Raw genomic sequence first — 16,401 nt, 5'->3', positions numbered from 1 at the left:
TTAGCTGTACTGTTTCACCAGGGATTGCACATAGTGTACCGCCTGTTGGGGGTTGAAAAGGTCCGGGTAACGGTGGTGGAGTTGTGCGCTCAACTGTTGGATCGTCCACTTGCCGTCGCAATGCTCTAGGACAAAACGGGCCGCCTCCCCGCGCACTGTCCTTTGGGGCCGATGGTCCAGGCTTGACCTATGGAGGGTCTGGGGAGTCAGGGGTAGCCCGAGGAAGGTGGAATGCCGACGGTGGGTGGTAGTAGTCTGGACCTCCCAACTCCAACAACCCTGGGGCGGACGGACCAACCGGAAGGTAACTTCTTCGCCGACGGTCACGGCGATGGGCGGGTCCAGGGGTAAAAAAGCGGCGGACCAGTGCAGGGGCGGGTCCTTGGGTGAGGTGGAGAGCCAATCCCCCAACCGCAGATCGAACCAACCACACCAGCCGTGGCAGAGTCCGTCCGCCGTAATCGGGTAGGTCACTTCCACTTGACAGTGGGTGTCTTGGGCCGTGGTCAGGTCCAGTTCCCACAGGGGCAGGGGCTGGGCTAGGTATTGGGCCTGGGCTAGGTGTTTGCGCTCATAGTAAATCTGTTGGCTCGCGTAGGCCCGCCCCGCCTGCAAATCCAAGCCCAGGTGCGGCTCAGACCAGATCGCTACTTCCTCAGCATGGAGCCGGGGAGCACTCACCGGGACCGCTACCATTACCGCCCGGTCAGGGATCATCCGGCCGCCGGGTTTGAGGTAACGGTCGCGGGCTAAAAACAATAGGGGTAACAGGTCCTCTTCCAACAAAAAATTCCCCGTGAAGACCGAGACCAGTACATCCACGGGTTCCGGGAGGGGGGTCGTCTCAATCCAACCCTGACGACAGACGACTTGCGCTTGCCGACCCTGGGTCCGCACGAAGTCCGCCGCCACCCCCAGCACATCCTCGGGTTCAACGAGATAAACCCGTTTAGCCCCTAATTGGGCCGCTAGTAACCCCAGCACGCCCAATCCCGCCCCGAGGTCCAGAACCACACTCTCGGCGGTGATGACTTGGGCTAACGCCTGTTGATAGGCTCGGTTACGCCGTTCATCCAGGGCCATGGACCGCTGACCGCCCAGGAAGGCATAACTCATCGGTCATTCACCAAAAATGTATAGACCCCGGGCAAACGTTTAAAGTCGCGGGGATAGTACAACCGCTTGACCGGCACCTGGGTCACTAGACCCACATAGGCATCCAGCAACGACGGGTCCTCAGCCAAGCGGTAGCTAAAACTTTGGTAGAGCATATTACCGAGGAGTGCGTGGTAACTGTGGGTCAATAACGCAAAAACCGCCTGACTCGGCGGGACTGTCTCACTATAAATTCGCCCGTCCGTACTCTCCTCCAAGAGATAAATAGTACGCAGGGGGACGGGTTGTTCTTGGAACTTAGCTTGGAGATGCTGGGGCTGGTAGTGGATTTTCAGACCACTGAGGGCAAGCGCCTGTAAACCTAGTTGCTGTCCGGTCTGGGGCAGGAGCTTGAGCCGGGGATAACCGGGCTGAGCCAGGGCTTGAGCATCCGCCGTAAAGACATCATCGGTGATTAAACCGGCTCCCTGCAATAGACAATAGGCCGTCAAAGTAGACTTACCGCGCCCCGAATCCCCAACAAAAGCTACCGCCTGACCCGCGAGGTCCACAGCGTTGGCATGGATGGCAATCTGACCCTGGAGGTTTAGACAAACGCCTAGGGTGAAGGTCGCCACGGGTAAAAAGAAATGCTCATCGCTACTGTCTGCGACCATCCAGACCTCAGCCGCCCGTCCATCTGGGTCCAGCCAAAGTCCCACATCATCAAAAGGATAGGCCCAATACCGCCCCCGTTCGTCTACGCCCGAATCCGGCTCCACTAGGGCTGGGACAACCCGCACCGAAAGTTTAATCTCAGCAAAAGCTCGCTTGAGTTCTCGCTGGGCAATTTGTAAAAAAGTGGTGTTCAAAACTTAATCAAGCGAGGTTGGACGGTCCTAGGATATCAGGGGAACTCCATTCATACTCAACGAACCATCAGCCATCGTGCCCGTGTTCATCGCCTGGGTCAGGTTGGCTAGACTCCCAAGGCGCGTGACCCTGGGAGTGATGTAAGGCTTTTTGCATCCATCCATAAATTCATCCTTGTCGTCTGGCAAAGCTTTTTAGCTTAGCTCGCGGTTGTCATAGCCATGCTGTCGAACATCGACCCAGTGTTCATAGCTTGGGTCAAGTCAGTCAGGCCACCGAGACGGGCAACCTTGGGGGCGATGTAACTTTTTTTGGGGTCCATATCAAAAATCCTCCGGGTTTGTAGTAACTTACCATGCTCAATTTACCCCGTCAATCAGACGTAATCCTGGACTCCCTAGAAGCCGCTTGATTAGACTAGGCACAATCCAAAGGTCCGTACAAACCGTACTTAATTCTGTCTCCCTCCTGCTGCCGGAGTTACTGTGGTCAAGCCATTATTACTAGTGTTGAGCTTCGTTGGGGTGCTCGTCGTCTATCAGTTCACGCCGCTTAGTCAGTGGTTGAGCCGTGAGGCGATTACGGCAACCCTCGCGGGCTTGGGGGTCTGGGCACCCTTGGGGTACTTGGTGTTAAAAGCTATTTTTACGGCGGTGGGGGTCCCGGCTTCGCTGTTAACCGTGGTCAGTGGGGCCTTGTTTGGGGCGATGCTGGGTGCGGTTTACTCAATAATTGGGGCGACGGTGGGGGCGATGGGGGCTTTTTTAATTGCACGTTATCTAGCGCGGGACTGGGCACAGTCAAAGTTTGCGGCTAACGGACGACTGGCTAGTCTGAACCAGGGGCTAGAACGAAACGCGCTCTGGTTCGTGCTCTCGACCCGGCTCACCCCGCTGCTTCCTTTTAATGTATTGAATACGTTGTTTGGTTTGACCAGGGTTTCGCTCAAAGACTTTACGCTGGGGACAGTGGTGGGGATTATTCCTGGCACGCTGGCCTATACCTGGCTGGGGGCGAGTGGACAGGAGGCTTTTGCCGGGGGGAGTAAGTGGGGTGTATTTGGAGCGTTGGTGGCTCTGGCTCTGCTCTCGCTTTTACCCGTATTGTTGGCAAGTAAGAAGCAGACTGTCCCGCAGGGCGGAGATTTCTAAACCCTAGCTCAACCTTGGGATTGATTTTTTTCTTCAAGAGACCGAATTCCATGGGAGGGCAATCTTCCCAATTGGGTCCGATGCTCTTTTTCGCCCTTAATGAATACAACCTACCGTACCCACCGCCCCTATCCGGTCCAATCCACCCGATTGTGGTCCACTTCGTTATTGCGACCGTGGTTTTCTCGGTCCTCTGCGACAGTATCGCCTACTTCACGCAGCAGCGCAGTCTGGCAAACGTGGCTTGGTGGAACCTGTTGGTGGCGAGTGTGGCGATTATTATTGCAATTTTCTTTGGACAGGTGGAGGCGGGGTTGGCGAACCCGACGGCAGCCGGGGGTGAGCAGGTCTTGGGTCAACACATGACCCTGGGCTGGATCTTGCCGGTCTTGCTCCTGGGGCTGGCGTTGTGGCGGGCGTTATTGCGGAACAAATTGGGTAATGTCAGTACGGATTTCCCGCGTCAGGTCTCGATGCCCTATCTAGGCGCGGGGTTTGCGTTGGTGGGGCTGGTGTTTTATCAGACGTTTTTGGGGACGATGCTGGTCTGGTCTTATGGGGTACATATCCGGCCTGTGGTGGAAGCGACTCGAACCGGCGACGTAACCACGGGGTCCCAACCATGAACAGTGTCATTGACAACTTAGGCTTGGACCTCTATTTGAATGGTCTGCCTTACCTTGTCCCGATCCATCCCACTCTGGTCCATTTCACGATTGGGTTGTTTTTGCTGGCATTTTTGTTTGATGTGATTGGGGCCTTGTATGTTTTTGCGAAGCCGCTCATGGGTAAACTCGCTCCCGGTCGTGCTGTCTTCTTTGACCTGGGTTGGTGGAATCTAGTCGGGTCAGCCACCTTTACCTTTGCCACGGTCGCCTTTGGCTTCTTTGAGATGTTTTTGGCCCAGCCTCCTGCTGCTGAAGTCAGTGCGTGGGGACTCTCGGCTTCCCGGACGATGCTGATTCATGGGGTCGGCGGGACGATTATTCTTTTTTTGCTGGTCCTTCTGGCGGTTTGGCGGGGCTGCCAACGGTATCAGTGGCGTGTTAATCAACCCCGGCAGGTGCAGATTCCCTATCTATTTGCCGCTGCGGTCACGGCGGGGATGATTGTGGTCCAAGGCGAGATGGGTGCTCATCTGTCTACAGACTTTGGCATTCACAACACGACCGTTAACGGCCTGCGGCTCCAAAAAGAACGGGGCGAGGCGGTCAGCATAGACCAATTGCCGGACCCTTTTAATCCACCGCGTCAATCTAACCCGACGGGAGCCGAGCCATGAGAATTCCCCGCATCCCCACCGGACCCTGGGTCTATGGGGCGGGTTTAACGATTGTGTTATTGCTGACCTATTGGGTGGGGGTCAATGCGGACTTCTTCTTGCCCATTGCGGCGGCAGAAGAAGCGCCTCCAATTGATGGGTTGTTCCGGTTCATGCTGGTGGTGGGCGCGGGGATTAGTTTTTTTGTGATTGGCGTGTTGCTCTACGCGGCCCTCGCTTTTCGGCGGGAACCTGGGGAGACCGGGGACGGTCAGCCGGTTGAAGGCGTACTCACGCTAGAGGTCCTCTGGACTGCGATCCCGACAGCCTTAGTCCTTTTCATTTCCATCAGCAGTTATAACGTCTATCAAGAAATTAGCGAGACGGCTTCCCTCACGGCGGGGCATACCCACACCACCCTGCTCTCTAGTGCTGAAGCCCAGGACGACACCCCGGCAGTCCGGGATGCCGCAGTGGATCTAGAAATCCAGGTGGAGGCGCAACAGTGGGCGTGGCTGTTCACCTATCCCGGCGTGAAAGTCCCCACGGGTGAACTTCATCTCCCCGTAGACCAGGAAGTGCGTTTGGTGATGCGTTCTAAGGATGTCCTGCACGGGTTTTGGGTACCGGAGTTCCGGCTCAAACAGGATGTGATCCCCGGTCAGACGACCAGTGTGCGTTTCCGGCCCACTAAGACTGGCACTTATGTGCTTAACTGCACCCAACTCTGCGGGGCCTACCACGGGGCGATGAAGGTTGAGGTGAAAGTAGAGACTATTCCCGAGTATCAACGCTGGCTTAAAGAACAGGCTGCTGTCCAACCTTAAGGGGAACCCGTCATGGTTGATGCTTCGAGTTTGGATGTATTCAAAGAGTCTGGTGATTGGCGTAAATACTTTGGTTTCAGCACGGACCACAAGGTGATTGGGATTCAGTATCTCGTCACGTCCTTCTTCTTTTATTTGTTGGGCGGCTTCATGGCAATGGTGATCCGGGCGGAACTCGCGACCCCGGAGACCAACGTGGTCGAGCCAGATGTCTATAACGGTCTTTTCACGATCCATGCCACGGTGATGATCTTTCTGTGGATCATCCCGGCCTCAGCGGGGTTTGGCAATTATCTGATCCCCCTGCTAATTGGGGCTAGAGATATGGCCTTTCCCCGGCTCAATGCGATTAGTTTTTGGATTATCCCGGTGGGCGGGGCTTTATTGCTATCTAGTTACCTGATTCCCAGCGGTCCGGCGCAATCGGGCTGGTGGGCCTATCCACCGCTCAGCACGAGCGCGACTGACTTTATCAACGGGCAACTGCTCTGGATCATCAGTGTGATTGTGTTAGGAACCTCCTCGATCCTGGCGGCGATCAACTTTATTGTCACAATCTGGTCCATGCGGGCGGAGGGGATGGACCTCTTCAGGATGCCAATTTTCGTCTGGAATACCTTAGTTACCTCAGCCATCACGCTGCTCTCGGCGCCCGTTCTCGTCGGGGCCTTGATCCTATTGACCTTTGACTTGAGCGCGGGGACGAGCTTCTTCAATCCCACGGGGGGCGGCAACCCGGTGGTATACCAGCACTTGTTCTGGTTCTATTCTCATCCGGCGGTCTACATCATGATCCTGCCCGCCATGGGGATTATCTCGGAGGTCCTGCCGACTTTTGCCCGTAAGCCTCTGTTTGGCTACCGGGTCATCGCGCTCTCCACCGTGGCGATTGCGGTCTTGGGTTTCACGGTCTGGGCACACCATATGTTCACCAGTGGGACCCCGGGCTGGCTCAGGATGTTCTTCATGTTCACCTCAATGATCATTGCAATACCGACGGGGATTAAGGTCTTCAACTGGCTAGCGACGCTCTGGGGCGGGAAAATCTTGCTCAATACAGCGATGCTTTTTGCCATGGGTTTTGTGGGGATGTTTGTCATTGGTGGGGTGACGGGGATTATGCTCGCCTCAGTGCCCGTGAATATCCACGTCAGCAATACGTATTTTGTCGTAGCGCACCTCCATTACGTCCTCTTTGGCGGGAGTGTCTTTGGTCTCTATGCGGGAATGTATTATTGGTTCCCGAAGATGACCGGGCGGCTGATGAATGAAACCCTGGGTCAGATTCACTTCTGGACTTCATTTATCGGGTTCAACCTCTGCTTTTTCCCGATGCACCAGCTAGGGCTCTTGGGAATGCCGCGTCGAGTGGCAATTTATGACCCCCAGTTCACGCTAGTCAACTTAATCGTCAGTACGGGCGGGTTCTTGCTGGGCATTTCGACCCTGCCTTTCATCTTTAACGCAGTGCTCAGTTGGGTCCGGGGCCGTCCCGCCGGGGCCAATCCCTGGAACGGCTACAGTCTGGAATGGACCGTCCCCTCGCCGCCCCCGGTGGAAAATTTCGTCAAACTCCCCGTCGTCACCTCCGGTCCCTACGAGTACGGACGCGAGGACAAGGCCAAAGAACAAACTCTCAACGAAGACGAGTCCCGCTAGTTCTCAGGGGAGATTTTCAAAGGGGGGATTAGAACTTTGGGTAATATTCTGCAATGTCTTTTTACGTATTTGCATCTTTCCTGATTTCAGCAACAAAGTTAGGAAGCTCTTTGCTTAAGCTGTCTAGAAGCTCTTTTACGATTACGCGTGGTTTTCTTAGTTTGTTAGCTTGCCCACGAATGGCTACCAGTATCTGCTTAGGATATAGGCGGCACAAATCGGTCAAAAATTTGTCTGGGTGCTGAGCTTCGATATCATACTCATCTAAGATTTGTTTTGGAAATCCTGTGGAGTCTTCAGTAATTATAAATCTAGCTCTTGCTGTAATAGCAGTAGCTAATACATGACGGTCCTTGTGATGATTCCGCATTGAATTAATTAAATCGTAAGGAGCCTCTATCATTGCCTCAGGAAAAGCCGCAATAATTCCATTCTTGAGTAGCAACGCATCTCTTTCAGAAGCAACTTTCCCTTTTGCAAGGAGGTTTCTAGTAGCCTCATTAAGTATCTCTTCAGAAAAGTAAACCTGATAAAGCTCTGCTTCTGTAACTCTTAGTAAAACCATCCCTCACGTAGAAAGGAAATAAAACACAAGCATCTAATACAGCGGGGGAATCAGTGTTCATTTCGGAATGAGGCACGACTCCTTATTATACGGAGTCATGCTTCACTTTGTTGAATTTTGAACTAGGTTTCACTCATGGAGTGTCCTCAAAGTCATAGAGTCCGAGTTTCTGACCTAGCGCTGTCAGGTCATCCAAGATTCTCCGACGCTTTTGGTCACGACAGTTCTTGTAAGCCATAACATCCTTGAACTGCACCCGCCGATGAGAACCCACTGCTCGAAAGGGGATCTCACCTTTTTCTAGTTCTTTGACTAAAAAAGGACGAGATACATTGAGTAAGTCCGCTGCTTGCTGCGTCGTCATTTCCTGCTCTGCCGGGATAAGGTGTAACACTTGCCCGCTTACCATGCATTGGATGATTTTATGTAACATCTCAAAAACTTGGGGCGGGAGTGGAATTTCCTGATCGTTAGTCCCGATAAGTCGAGGAATGCCTTTAGACAAAAGCTGCTCTAGTTGGGCAATGGCTAGCTCGTCTTCTGGCAAGGGAGACAAGGTAAGCATTTCTTGACATTTATGGTTGCTCATTCTGAGAACCTCATCAGTCACTCCTATAAAATAAACGAAATATCCGAAAAAGTCCATCCCTTTTTTACTGAACTTGAATAGATCTGCCCTTAGATGCAAATCCGCCATAGCTAGCTGAGTGCCGTTCCCTAGGGCAGTCAAATTTGCCAAGTTTTGTGATTTACAGTACACTTAGCACTTGAAGGCACAGAGTGCTAAAGTTTGAACTGAATTGGAGACTGGCACATGGCGACAACATTGACGGTGGGCGCGTCTTCCCTGCGTCCTTTGGGCGACCGAGTCCTCATTAAAATTGTGGCGCAAGAAGAGCGCACGGCGGGTGGGTTATTCCTGCCTGATACCGCTAAAGAGAAGCCCCAACTCGGGGAAGTCGTGGCGGTGGGTCCGGGGCGCAAGCTCGAAAAGGGCGACCGAGCAACGATGGAAGTCCAAGTGGGCAACCGCGTCCTCTACAGCAAGTACAGCGGCACCGAAGTCAAAATCGAAGGGGCTGAATACCTCTTGGTCAACGAAAAAGACATCCTCGCGATTGCAGAATAAGGAGCATCACCATGGCAAAACAGATTGTATTTGATGAGAATGCCCGCCGCTCCCTAGAGCGTGGCGTCAACGCCCTCGCCGATGTCGTCCGCGTCACCCTCGGTCCCAAAGGCCGGAACGTGGTCCTCGAAAAGAAATTCGGGGCTCCCCAGATCATCAATGACGGCGTAACCATCGCCAAAGAAATTGAACTCGAAGACCCCCTCGAAAACACCGGGGCCCAACTCATCCGCGAAGTTGCCTCCAAAACCAACGATGTCGCCGGGGACGGGACCACCACCGCGACAGTTTTGGCCCAAGCCTTGATTAAAGAAGGACTCAAAAACGTCGCCGCCGGAGCCAACCCCATCGCCCTCAAGCGCGGGATTGAGAAGACCGTTGCCAAGCTCGTCGAATTCATTGCTGAGATGTCCAAAAAAGTCGAAGACGACAAAATCATCGCGGAAGTTGCCACGATCTCGGCGGGCGACCCCGAAATTGGTCAGATGATTGCTCTAGGCATGGCGAAAGTCGGCAAAGAAGGCGTCATCACCGTCGAAGAATCCCGTTCGCTCTTCACCGAAGTGGAAGTGGTTGAGGGGATGCAATTTGAAAAAGGTTACGTCTCGCCCTACTTCATGACCGACGCTGAGCGCATGGTGGCGGAACTGACCGACCCGATGCTCTTGATTACCGACAAAAAAATCTCGATCATCACCGACTTGATCCCCGTCCTCGAAAAAGTGGCCCGTTCCGGTCGGCCCCTAGTCATCTTGGCGGAAGACATCGAAGGGGAAGCTCTCGCCACCCTAGTCGTCAACAAACTGCGTGGGGTCCTGAATGTTTGTGCGGTCAAAGCACCTGGTTTCGGGGACCGTCGTAAGGCCATGCTCCAGGACATTGCGGTTCTGACTGGCGGCGATGTCATCTCCGAAGATATTGGTCTCAAGCTTGAGAATGCCTCTCTGGATATGCTGGGCCAAGCCCGTAAAGTGACCGTGACGAAGGACAAGACGACCATTGTTGCTGGAGACAGTAACACTGAAGCCGTCGCCAAGCGCATTGCCCAAATCCGTCAACAGATGGAAGCCAGCGATTCTGAGTTTGACCGCGAGAAACTCCAGGAGCGGCTTGCTAAACTCTCGGGTGGTGTGGCAGTGATTAAAGTCGGAGCGGCAACTGAGACCGAACTCAAGGACCGCAAGCTCCGCATTGAGGACGCCCTCAACGCGACTAAAGCGGCGGTTGAAGAAGGGATTGTCCCTGGCGGCGGTACAACGCTGCTCCATCTGACCAAGCGGATTGCTGAGATCCAGGCGACCCTTAGTGCCGAAGAAGCCATTGGTGCCCAGATCGTCTCGCGTGCCCTTGAAGCCCCGGTGCGTCAGATCGCTGAGAACGCTGGTCTTGAAGGCTCGGTCATCGTCCAGAAAGTCCGTGAACTTGGCGAAGAGATGGGCTTTGATGCCCTCAACAACCAGTTCGTTAACATGCTGGAAGCAGGGATTGTGGACCCGGCGAAGGTCGTCCGCTCCGCGCTGCAAAACGCTGCTTCCATTGCGGGGATGCTCCTGACCACCGAAGTCCTGATCGTGGACCTGCCTGAGAAGAATAAAGGCGGCGGTGGTGCCCCGGATATGGGCGGCATGGGTGGTATGGGTGGTATGGGCGGCATGGGCGGCATGATGTAACCCAGTCCATCCATCGAGAAAGGCGGTCATGGGGCCGCCTTTTTGCTTGGGCGTGGGTATAGTAAGCAGAAGTATACTGACCCTCCATGCGTACTATTTTGTTGTGTTCGCTATGGCTCGCCCTCATCATCCCAGTCCAAGCCCAGCTAGGCGACCTGAATGGCGATCAACAGGTCGGACCCGCCGACCAAGATCTGCTGGATCAATACCTCCAAGGCACTGGGTTACTTTCTGAACAGCAACTCCAACGGGCGGACCTCAACGGCGACCGGCGCGTGGATAGCCAGGACAGTGTACTTTTGAGTCGGCCCCAAGCCATCGCTGTTACCCCCCCGACCCCGCCTGCTCCGGCGAAGAACTGGTCTCAAGAGGGGCCGACCCGCGCTTGGCCCCCCGGCAGTCTGCCCTTAGCCGTTTTTGTGGAAAAAGTCCCCGCGCCCTATGACCGCGCCCAAGCCGAGTATGAACAGGTTGTCCGCAGTGCTTTACAGACTTGGAATGACACGGGTATCCAGGGCAAGCCTATTTTTATCCAGACTCCCACGGCGAGTGCGGCCCGCGTCAGAATTACCTGGAGTGCCAACGAGAAATTAAATGTAGCGGGTTTTGAGTCGCCCCGACTGGTCAGTCCCTTACCGGGGAGTCAGTTCTGGCAAATCCTAGGGAGCGAAATCACTATTCAAGTGTTGCACCTCAAAAGGCGGGTCATTCCCACCAGTTTGTTGGGTTTCGTACTGCCCATTCCGATGATGGATATTCCCTTGGAGAATGTCGAGCAAAAACCCCCGGCAGACCTCCACGGTCTTTTGGTTCATGAGCTGGGTCATACCCTGGGCCTGGGTCATAACGACAACAGCGAGGACATCATGTATCCCCAGGAAGCAGGGGGGCTAATCGTCTTAGGTTTTGAGTTTCGGGCTGGTCAAGGGTTGACTCAGACCACCAAGACGGAGCTCGCCCGCCATTACGCGGCGGCTTGGACTGACCAAGCCCGACCGCTCGCTACGCCGCCCCGCCCCGCCATGACCCGAGTTCCTGAGCGCCCTGTTGCCCCTCCTGAAGATATCTGGGATGCGGCAATTCAAGGTCAGACGGCCCAAGTTGAGCAACTCCTAGCCCAGGGGATCGCGGTGAATGCCCGTAACCTACGGGGTTGGACACCGCTAATGGCGGCGGTGGTCGGGGGGTATCCGGCAATGGTGAAACTCCTGTTGGCTCGGGGTGCATCGCCCGACTTAGCCGACAACCAAGGCAACACGGCCCGTCAGTACGCCCAAATGGGTGCCAACGCCGAGATTCGTCAACTTCTCGGTACGGGCAAGCGGGGGTAAGACTTCCCAAGCTTACCCTTGCAGTAAGTTTCTATTTGATGACCTACGCATGACCCCCAGCTTATTGTGCAGCGGGACTATCGGTTGGGTCAGGCTCACTGTTGGTTTTAATAAGATCAATGGTGGTTTTGACAAGCTCACTATTGGTTTGAGCAGGCTCCTCTAGCCTAGGGCAGATAGGTCTGCGGACGTTACCGGGGTGGTTGGTGTTCTATCCTGATAAGAGATGAAAAAGAGGGAACCCATGGTCAAAGTAATTCAGACTGCCCTAGCGGGGCGCGGGTGTGTGAAGGTCATTGCCGGGTTGGACAACTTCGACGGTGAGCAAGTGGCGCGGGTGGTCCGGGCTGCCTACCAGGGCGGGGCCACCTATGTAGACATCGCCTGCGATGAACAACTCATCCGGCGAGCCAAGTTGAGTCCCTTACCCGTCTGTGTCTCAGCCATTGAACCTGAACAATTAGCCCAAGCCGTTGGCTGGGGGGCAGACTTAGTGGAACTGGGGAATTTTGATTGTTTCTATGAACAGGGCCAGACCTTCAGTGCTGAACAGGTCCTCGCGCTCACTCAGCGCACTCGGCAACTTTTGCCGAACACCCTCCTCTGTGTCACTGTGCCCCATACCCTGGCCTTGGTTGAACAAGCACACTTGGCCCAACAACTAGTCCAAGCCGGGGCGGACCTCTTGCAGACTGAGGGCGGTACCAGTAGTCACCCCAGTCAACCTGGTACTCTGGGCCTCATCCAAAAAGCCGCCCCGGCCCTAGCCGCCGCCTACGAACTCAGTCGTGCCGTCGCCGTCCCAGTCCTCTGTGCCTCGGGTCTCTCGGTAGTCACTGTCCCCATGGCCCTCGCCGCCGGTGCCCAAGGGGTCGGCATTGGTCGGGCAGTAAATCGTCTACGGGATGAAGTGATGATGATTGCCACGGTACGGGCCTTGGTCGAGGCGGCGCAACCCGCCCGTCTCCCGGTCCTCTAACCATGAAAACCACGGTTGGCATTGTCGGGGCCACGGGTTACGGGGGGCTGCAACTCATCCGCATCCTGATGGACCATCCCGAGGTGGAGTTGACGTACCTGGGGGCCAACCGTAACACGGATGTACCGATCCAGAAGCTTTACCCCTTCTTGCCTGAGGACAAGATTAATCTCATCTGCGAACCCATCGTCCCCAGCCGGATCATTGAGCGTTGCCAAGTCGTGTTTATGGCGGTCCCCAACGGGATTGCGGCTGACTTGGTGCCCGAACTGGTGGCTGGGGGCTGTCAGGTCCTGGACCTGTCGGCAGACTATCGGTTCCAGGATTTACATCTGTACGAACAGTGGTATGCCAAACCGCGCACGGACCACGCCACGGCTCAACAGTCGGTGTACGGCCTGCCCGAGCTCTACCGGGAACGGATTAAACGTGCTCAACTCATCGGTTGTCCGGGATGCTATCCCACGGCCTCTTTGCTGGCGGCAGCCCCTTTGCTTAAACAGGGCCTCGTTTTACCGGAGAGTCTGATTATTGATGCCAAGTCTGGTACTTCTGGGGCCGGACGAGAAGCCCACGTGGACCAACTCTTTGCGGAGGTGGACGGGTCAGTGCGGGCTTACAAAATCGGTCGTCACCGTCATACCCCAGAGATTGAACAGATCTGTAGTGACCTCGCGGGTACCAAGAACATCCAAGTGCAATTCACGCCCCATCTTGTACCGATGACGAGGGGGATTCTGGTGACGCTCTACGGACAAATGCGTGACCCCGGTTTAGTAACAGAGGACATCCTGACGATTTACGAGGCTTTTTATCGGCACTCGCCCTTCGTCAAGGTTTTCAAAATTGACATCTACCCCCAAACTAAGTGGGTGATTGGGACTAATAATTGCTTCATCGGTCTGGAGGCTGACAGCCGGACCGGGCGGGTCGTGGTAGTCGCGGTCATTGATAACTTACTTAAGGGGCAGTCGGCGCAGGCGGTGCAATGTTTGAATTTGAGGCAGGGCTGGCCTGAGACTTTGGGGCTGCCGCAGACGGGCTACTATCCATAATCTCGCGCTCCTCGATAGTCTGCAGGATGTACTCCGCCAAAGAAGCATTATTGGAAGCGAGGGCAAGGGCTTCCCCCAGTTCTTTTTTGGCCTCTTCTTTCTTGCCAAGGTCAGCATAAAGCAGTCCTAGGTTGAAGTGGCCCTTGAGGTGGTTGGGATTGATCGTGATCGCCTGTTTAAGGGCAACTTCTGCTTGCTCAATCTTGGAGCCATCCAGGAGTAAGAGAGCCATATTGAAGTAGAGGGCCGCATCCCGACGGGGAGGGGGTTGGGCACTGTCGAGGATAATTGCTTTTTGGTAAAGCTCAATGGCACTGCTGGGGTAGCCGTTGCGGGCAAGTTCACCGGCTTGGCTTGCCAATTCTTGAATGCGGTTGGCCTGGACGGGTTGGACGAGCAAACCCAAGCAAAACAGCGACAGGGACCAGCGTAGGCTCCGAGACATAGGTAATTCACTCAGCACTAGCCTTAGGATAGCCAATTGACTGGAGGTAATCACCCGAGTTCAATAATGTTGCCGTCTGGATCACGCGTAAAAAGAGCAGCCCGCCCCGTGGAACTCATCTGGACCGGATAACCCTGGGCCAATAAGTGGGCTTTGGCGGCGGCTAAATCCGCGACTTTGAACGCTAAATGTCGGTTACGGCCCCAACGGGCGGGTTCCACTAGGTCTGAGGGGACTCGGGCTACCGCCACGAAATGCAACTCAAGCTCACCCACCCGGTACCATAAACCCGCGAACTTCACATTCCGAGGTAACGGCTCTAAGCCCAAAACTATGCTGTAAAAATGCTCGGCTTGGGCAAGGTCACTTACCAAAAGAGCCACATGTACACAGCCGAGGACCTGCATCAGCGGCGGCCCGTGGTCTCGGGTAACTTCGGAGTCTCGTCCATCTCAGCCCGGGGACGCTCAGGCAGGACCAAGGGCTGGTCCCCCGATTCAGTCCGGTCAGGTACAAATTCACGCCGTGCCAGGATAATCGCCCCGACGAGAGCTAACAACAGCAAAATCGAAACTGCTTCAAAGGGCAGCAAATAATAGCTGAAAAACTGCTCGCCGATGCGGAGCGTAGAGTTGGCAATCGGAGTCTCCGTGGAAATGGGCCACGGTACCCGGACTACACCATTCACCAAGGAACCAAAAACAAATAGGCAAACAAAACCGGCAATCGTGTTGCGGAGGCCCCGCTTCCCCGCAGCAGCATCGGGTATACGGCGGTTGACTAACATGATGGCAAAGAGCAGCAGGACGTTGACCGCACCCACATAGATTAAAATTTGCGCCGCTGCCACGAAATCAGCATTGAGTAGTAAATAAAGCCCAGACATCCCCACAAAGACCAACCCCAAGAGGAAAGCTGCGTGGACCATGCTCGGAGCCAAAACTACACCCAGAGCACCCCCTAGAACAATCAAGGCCAAAATCCCAAAGGAAACAAGCCGGACCCCTTCACCTAAATTCATCCGTTAGGCTCCTGTGGCGGGTGGGGGGCATCGTTGGTAGCGACACCGGGTTCTTTAGTGGGAACCTGGGGGTCAGCTTTAGCGAGGGCGGTCATGATCTCACTGGGTAACTGTCCTGAACGCCGTCCTCCAGAACCGTAATCAGCGGCGTTGATGGCCCCCTTGGGTAAGTAGGCAAATTCGCGCTGGGTCACGACCATGGGGTCATCAAGGACCCGTGACGGTAGACGACCGAGAGCCACATCATCGAAGTTCAGTTCGTGGCGGTCATAGACTGATAGCTCATACTCTTCGGTCATCGAAAGGCAGTTGGTGGGGCAGTATTCCACACAGTTACCGCAAAAGATACAGACTCCGAAATCAATGGAATAGGAATAGAGTTCTTTCTTTTTCGTGGTTTTATTGAGGTGCCAGTCCACGACGGGTAAGTTAATTGGACAGACCCGCACACAGACTTCACAGGAGATGCACTTGGCCCGCTCGAAGTGAATCCGGCCCCGGAAGCGTTCGGAAGGGATGAGTTTTTCGTAGGGGTACTGAACGACAATATCGCTGCGGCTCATATGGTTGAAGACCAATCCTAGGCCCTGTCCCAGGTACTTCGCTGAATCCAAGACTTCTTTTGCGTAACTGCCGATCTTCTCAAGGAATTTCATGGGTTGCGTGCTAGGTGGCCTTACTCATTATAAGGCTGAAAGTCCCTCAAGCCCTCAGCCTAGAAACCGCGCTCCTGGTAGTTGGCATTGAAGACGCTGATATCAAAGGTAAAGGTAATGGCAATCTGGTCCCCTTCAAAGGCTTTTGGGAGCGGTGCGAAGGGTTGGGCCCGTTGGACCGCATCTAGGGCAGCAGCATCGGTGTTGGCATTGCCCGAGGAGCGAGCTACTTTCAAGTTGCTCACCCGTCCATCAAGTCCAACCTCGAAAGAGAGGACCGTCCGCCGGGAATTGAGTTGTTCTGGGGCGAACCAGTTGCGCTTGACCCGGGCTTGGAGCTTGTCCATGTAGGGGCCGAAGTCTGCACTTTTGGCGTCCACACTCTGGCCTGAACCGGCCCGGTCAGGGTTAAACAAGGGACTGTTGCCGCGTCCACCCGGTCCGGCCCCAGCCTTGTTGGTACCCACACTCAAGGGACCGCCAAGGGCACTGGAGGTACGTTGGGCGCGGGCTTTGGGCGCGGGGGTAGGGTCAGCGGTGGCGAGTTCGCCGAGGTTATTGCCACTATTGCGGGTCGGGCGTTGCGGGGCAACATTGGTAGCAGCGGGTTCGGGGGTGGTTACAACATTGTCAGGGACTGGCGTTCTGGGTGGCGGGGCGGGCTTAGCGGCTTTGGCTTTAGGT

21 protein-coding genes are annotated in these 16,401 nt (G+C 55.0%); 10 read left to right on the top strand and 11 right to left on the bottom strand.

The window, feature by feature from the left end; all coding sequences use genetic code 11:
• From HFM78_RS07615 to HFM78_RS07600, 4 genes are read right to left on the bottom strand one after another with little or no spacing between them, the layout of a single operon-like run.
• Positions 1-1,116, bottom strand: a complete 1,116-nt coding sequence (locus HFM78_RS07615; protein WP_287128832.1) for a methyltransferase domain-containing protein — start codon at positions 1,114-1,116, stop codon at positions 1-3.
• The gene (locus HFM78_RS07610) at positions 1,113-1,967 is read right to left on the bottom strand and encodes a hypothetical protein (protein ID WP_287128831.1); all 855 of its coding nucleotides are present in this window, start codon (positions 1,965-1,967) and stop codon (positions 1,113-1,115) included. Before HFM78_RS07610 ends, HFM78_RS07615 begins: the two co-directional genes overlap by 4 nt.
• A 27-nt stretch (positions 1,968-1,994) precedes the next feature.
• On the bottom strand, positions 1,995-2,132 hold the full coding sequence (locus tag HFM78_RS07605; protein WP_287128830.1) for a lasso RiPP family leader peptide-containing protein: 138 nt from the start codon (positions 2,130-2,132) through the stop codon (positions 1,995-1,997).
• Positions 2,133-2,167: 35 nt separating this feature from the next.
• Positions 2,168-2,290 carry a hypothetical protein gene (locus HFM78_RS07600; RefSeq protein ID WP_287128829.1) on the bottom strand — a complete coding sequence of 41 codons (123 nt, stop codon included), beginning with the start codon at positions 2,288-2,290 and terminating at the stop codon, positions 2,168-2,170.
• Between the two features lie 163 nt (positions 2,291-2,453).
• On the opposite strand from HFM78_RS07600, the gene HFM78_RS07595 reads away from it, so the two are divergent.
• Genes HFM78_RS07595 through ctaD form a run of 5 tightly spaced genes read left to right on the top strand, consistent with a single transcriptional unit; the run spans position 2,454 to position 6,866 of the window.
• Positions 2,454-3,119 carry a TVP38/TMEM64 family protein gene (locus HFM78_RS07595; RefSeq protein WP_287128828.1) on the top strand — a complete coding sequence of 222 codons (666 nt, stop codon included), beginning with the start codon at positions 2,454-2,456 and terminating at the stop codon, positions 3,117-3,119.
• Between the two features lie 50 nt (positions 3,120-3,169).
• Positions 3,170-3,745: a DUF2231 domain-containing protein gene (locus HFM78_RS07590; protein ID WP_287128827.1), complete on the top strand. Its 576-nt coding sequence runs from the start codon at positions 3,170-3,172 to the stop codon at positions 3,743-3,745.
• Positions 3,742-4,401, top strand: coding sequence for a DUF2231 domain-containing protein (locus HFM78_RS07585; RefSeq protein WP_287128826.1), 660 nt, complete (start codon positions 3,742-3,744; stop codon positions 4,399-4,401). Before HFM78_RS07590 ends, HFM78_RS07585 begins: the two co-directional genes overlap by 4 nt.
• The gene (coxB, locus tag HFM78_RS07580) at positions 4,398-5,207 is read left to right on the top strand and encodes a cytochrome c oxidase subunit II (RefSeq protein ID WP_287128825.1); all 810 of its coding nucleotides are present in this window, start codon (positions 4,398-4,400) and stop codon (positions 5,205-5,207) included. The genes HFM78_RS07585 and coxB overlap by 4 nt, the downstream gene beginning before the upstream one ends.
• Before the next feature lie 12 nt (positions 5,208-5,219).
• Positions 5,220-6,866 carry a cytochrome c oxidase subunit I gene (gene ctaD, locus HFM78_RS07575; RefSeq protein WP_287128824.1) on the top strand — a complete coding sequence of 549 codons (1,647 nt, stop codon included), beginning with the start codon at positions 5,220-5,222 and terminating at the stop codon, positions 6,864-6,866.
• Between the two features lie 61 nt (positions 6,867-6,927).
• Here the strand turns inward: ctaD and HFM78_RS07570 are convergent, their stop codons facing one another.
• Positions 6,928-7,431, bottom strand: a complete 504-nt coding sequence (locus HFM78_RS07570) for a PIN domain-containing protein (protein WP_287128823.1) — start codon at positions 7,429-7,431, stop codon at positions 6,928-6,930.
• A gap of 133 nt (positions 7,432-7,564) precedes the next feature.
• Positions 7,565-7,996, bottom strand: coding sequence for a helix-turn-helix domain-containing protein (locus tag HFM78_RS07565; RefSeq protein ID WP_287128822.1), 432 nt, complete (start codon positions 7,994-7,996; stop codon positions 7,565-7,567).
• 249 nt (positions 7,997-8,245) lie between these two features.
• On the opposite strand from HFM78_RS07565, the gene groES reads away from it, so the two are divergent.
• From groES to argC, 5 genes are all read left to right on the top strand, one after another.
• Entirely contained in the window at positions 8,246-8,560 is a 315-nt protein-coding gene (gene groES / locus HFM78_RS07560) for a co-chaperone GroES (protein WP_287128821.1), read from the top strand.
• An 11-nt stretch (positions 8,561-8,571) separates the two neighbouring features.
• The gene (groL, locus tag HFM78_RS07555; RefSeq protein WP_287128820.1) at positions 8,572-10,230 is read left to right on the top strand and encodes a chaperonin GroEL; all 1,659 of its coding nucleotides are present in this window, start codon (positions 8,572-8,574) and stop codon (positions 10,228-10,230) included.
• A gap of 86 nt (positions 10,231-10,316) precedes the next feature.
• On the top strand, positions 10,317-11,561 hold the full coding sequence (locus tag HFM78_RS07550; protein WP_287128819.1) for an ankyrin repeat domain-containing protein: 1,245 nt from the start codon (positions 10,317-10,319) through the stop codon (positions 11,559-11,561).
• A gap of 244 nt (positions 11,562-11,805) precedes the next feature.
• The gene (locus HFM78_RS07545) at positions 11,806-12,540 is read left to right on the top strand and encodes a DUF561 domain-containing protein (RefSeq protein ID WP_287128818.1); all 735 of its coding nucleotides are present in this window, start codon (positions 11,806-11,808) and stop codon (positions 12,538-12,540) included.
• Positions 12,541-12,542: 2 nt separating this feature from the next.
• Positions 12,543-13,595 carry an N-acetyl-gamma-glutamyl-phosphate reductase gene (argC, locus tag HFM78_RS07540; RefSeq protein ID WP_287128817.1) on the top strand — a complete coding sequence of 351 codons (1,053 nt, stop codon included), beginning with the start codon at positions 12,543-12,545 and terminating at the stop codon, positions 13,593-13,595.
• Here argC and HFM78_RS07535 read toward each other — a convergent pair.
• The 5 genes from HFM78_RS07535 to HFM78_RS07515 form a co-directional block, all read right to left on the bottom strand.
• Positions 13,501-14,040: a tetratricopeptide repeat protein gene (locus tag HFM78_RS07535; RefSeq protein WP_287128816.1), complete on the bottom strand. Its 540-nt coding sequence runs from the start codon at positions 14,038-14,040 to the stop codon at positions 13,501-13,503. The two genes, argC and HFM78_RS07535, sit on opposite strands and share 95 nt — an antisense overlap.
• Before the next feature lie 50 nt (positions 14,041-14,090).
• Complete coding sequence (locus tag HFM78_RS07530; RefSeq protein WP_287128815.1) at positions 14,091-14,447, bottom strand: VOC family protein; 357 nt, start codon at positions 14,445-14,447, stop codon at positions 14,091-14,093.
• Positions 14,447-15,061, bottom strand: a complete 615-nt coding sequence (locus HFM78_RS07525) for an NADH-quinone oxidoreductase subunit J (protein WP_287128814.1) — start codon at positions 15,059-15,061, stop codon at positions 14,447-14,449. The genes HFM78_RS07530 and HFM78_RS07525 overlap by 1 nt, the downstream gene beginning before the upstream one ends.
• Positions 15,058-15,717, bottom strand: a complete 660-nt coding sequence (gene nuoI, locus HFM78_RS07520; protein WP_287128813.1) for an NADH-quinone oxidoreductase subunit NuoI — start codon at positions 15,715-15,717, stop codon at positions 15,058-15,060. Before nuoI ends, HFM78_RS07525 begins: the two co-directional genes overlap by 4 nt.
• 59 nt (positions 15,718-15,776) lie before the next feature.
• On the bottom strand, positions 15,777-16,401 hold a 625-nt coding region (locus tag HFM78_RS07515), incomplete at its 5' end, for an energy transducer TonB (RefSeq protein WP_287128812.1).

The sequence above is a fragment of the Candidatus Cyanaurora vandensis genome, from assembly GCF_013285555.1.
Taxonomy (GTDB): Bacteria; Cyanobacteriota; Cyanobacteriia; order Gloeobacterales; family Anthocerotibacteraceae; genus Cyanaurora; species Cyanaurora vandensis.
This window is presented reverse-complemented; position numbering and strand designations above follow the sequence as displayed.

Coding starts and splice junctions, on each gene's coding strand:
- HFM78_RS07535 (WP_287128816.1), bottom strand. CDS start 14,040: ATGTCTCGGAGCCTACGCTGGTCCCTGTCGCTGTTTTGCTTGGGTTTG.
- groL (WP_287128820.1), top strand. CDS start 8,572: ATGGCAAAACAGATTGTATTTGATGAGAATGCCCGCCGCTCCCTAGAG.
- ctaD (WP_287128824.1), top strand. CDS start 5,220: ATGGTTGATGCTTCGAGTTTGGATGTATTCAAAGAGTCTGGTGATTGG.
- nuoI (WP_287128813.1), bottom strand. CDS start 15,717: ATGAAATTCCTTGAGAAGATCGGCAGTTACGCAAAAGAAGTCTTGGAT.
- HFM78_RS07525 (WP_287128814.1), bottom strand. CDS start 15,061: ATGAATTTAGGTGAAGGGGTCCGGCTTGTTTCCTTTGGGATTTTGGCC.
- HFM78_RS07605 (WP_287128830.1), bottom strand. CDS start 2,132: ATGGATGGATGCAAAAAGCCTTACATCACTCCCAGGGTCACGCGCCTT.
- argC (WP_287128817.1), top strand. CDS start 12,543: ATGAAAACCACGGTTGGCATTGTCGGGGCCACGGGTTACGGGGGGCTG.
- HFM78_RS07585 (WP_287128826.1), top strand. CDS start 3,742: ATGAACAGTGTCATTGACAACTTAGGCTTGGACCTCTATTTGAATGGT.
- groES (WP_287128821.1), top strand. CDS start 8,246: ATGGCGACAACATTGACGGTGGGCGCGTCTTCCCTGCGTCCTTTGGGC.
- coxB (WP_287128825.1), top strand. CDS start 4,398: ATGAGAATTCCCCGCATCCCCACCGGACCCTGGGTCTATGGGGCGGGT.
- HFM78_RS07565 (WP_287128822.1), bottom strand. CDS start 7,996: ATGCTTACCTTGTCTCCCTTGCCAGAAGACGAGCTAGCCATTGCCCAA.
- HFM78_RS07545 (WP_287128818.1), top strand. CDS start 11,806: ATGGTCAAAGTAATTCAGACTGCCCTAGCGGGGCGCGGGTGTGTGAAG.
- HFM78_RS07570 (WP_287128823.1), bottom strand. CDS start 7,431: ATGGTTTTACTAAGAGTTACAGAAGCAGAGCTTTATCAGGTTTACTTT.
- HFM78_RS07600 (WP_287128829.1), bottom strand. CDS start 2,290: ATGGACCCCAAAAAAAGTTACATCGCCCCCAAGGTTGCCCGTCTCGGT.
- HFM78_RS07550 (WP_287128819.1), top strand. CDS start 10,317: ATGCGTACTATTTTGTTGTGTTCGCTATGGCTCGCCCTCATCATCCCA.
- HFM78_RS07590 (WP_287128827.1), top strand. CDS start 3,170: ATGGGAGGGCAATCTTCCCAATTGGGTCCGATGCTCTTTTTCGCCCTT.
- HFM78_RS07615 (WP_287128832.1), bottom strand. CDS start 1,116: ATGAGTTATGCCTTCCTGGGCGGTCAGCGGTCCATGGCCCTGGATGAA.
- HFM78_RS07530 (WP_287128815.1), bottom strand. CDS start 14,447: ATGCAGGTCCTCGGCTGTGTACATGTGGCTCTTTTGGTAAGTGACCTT.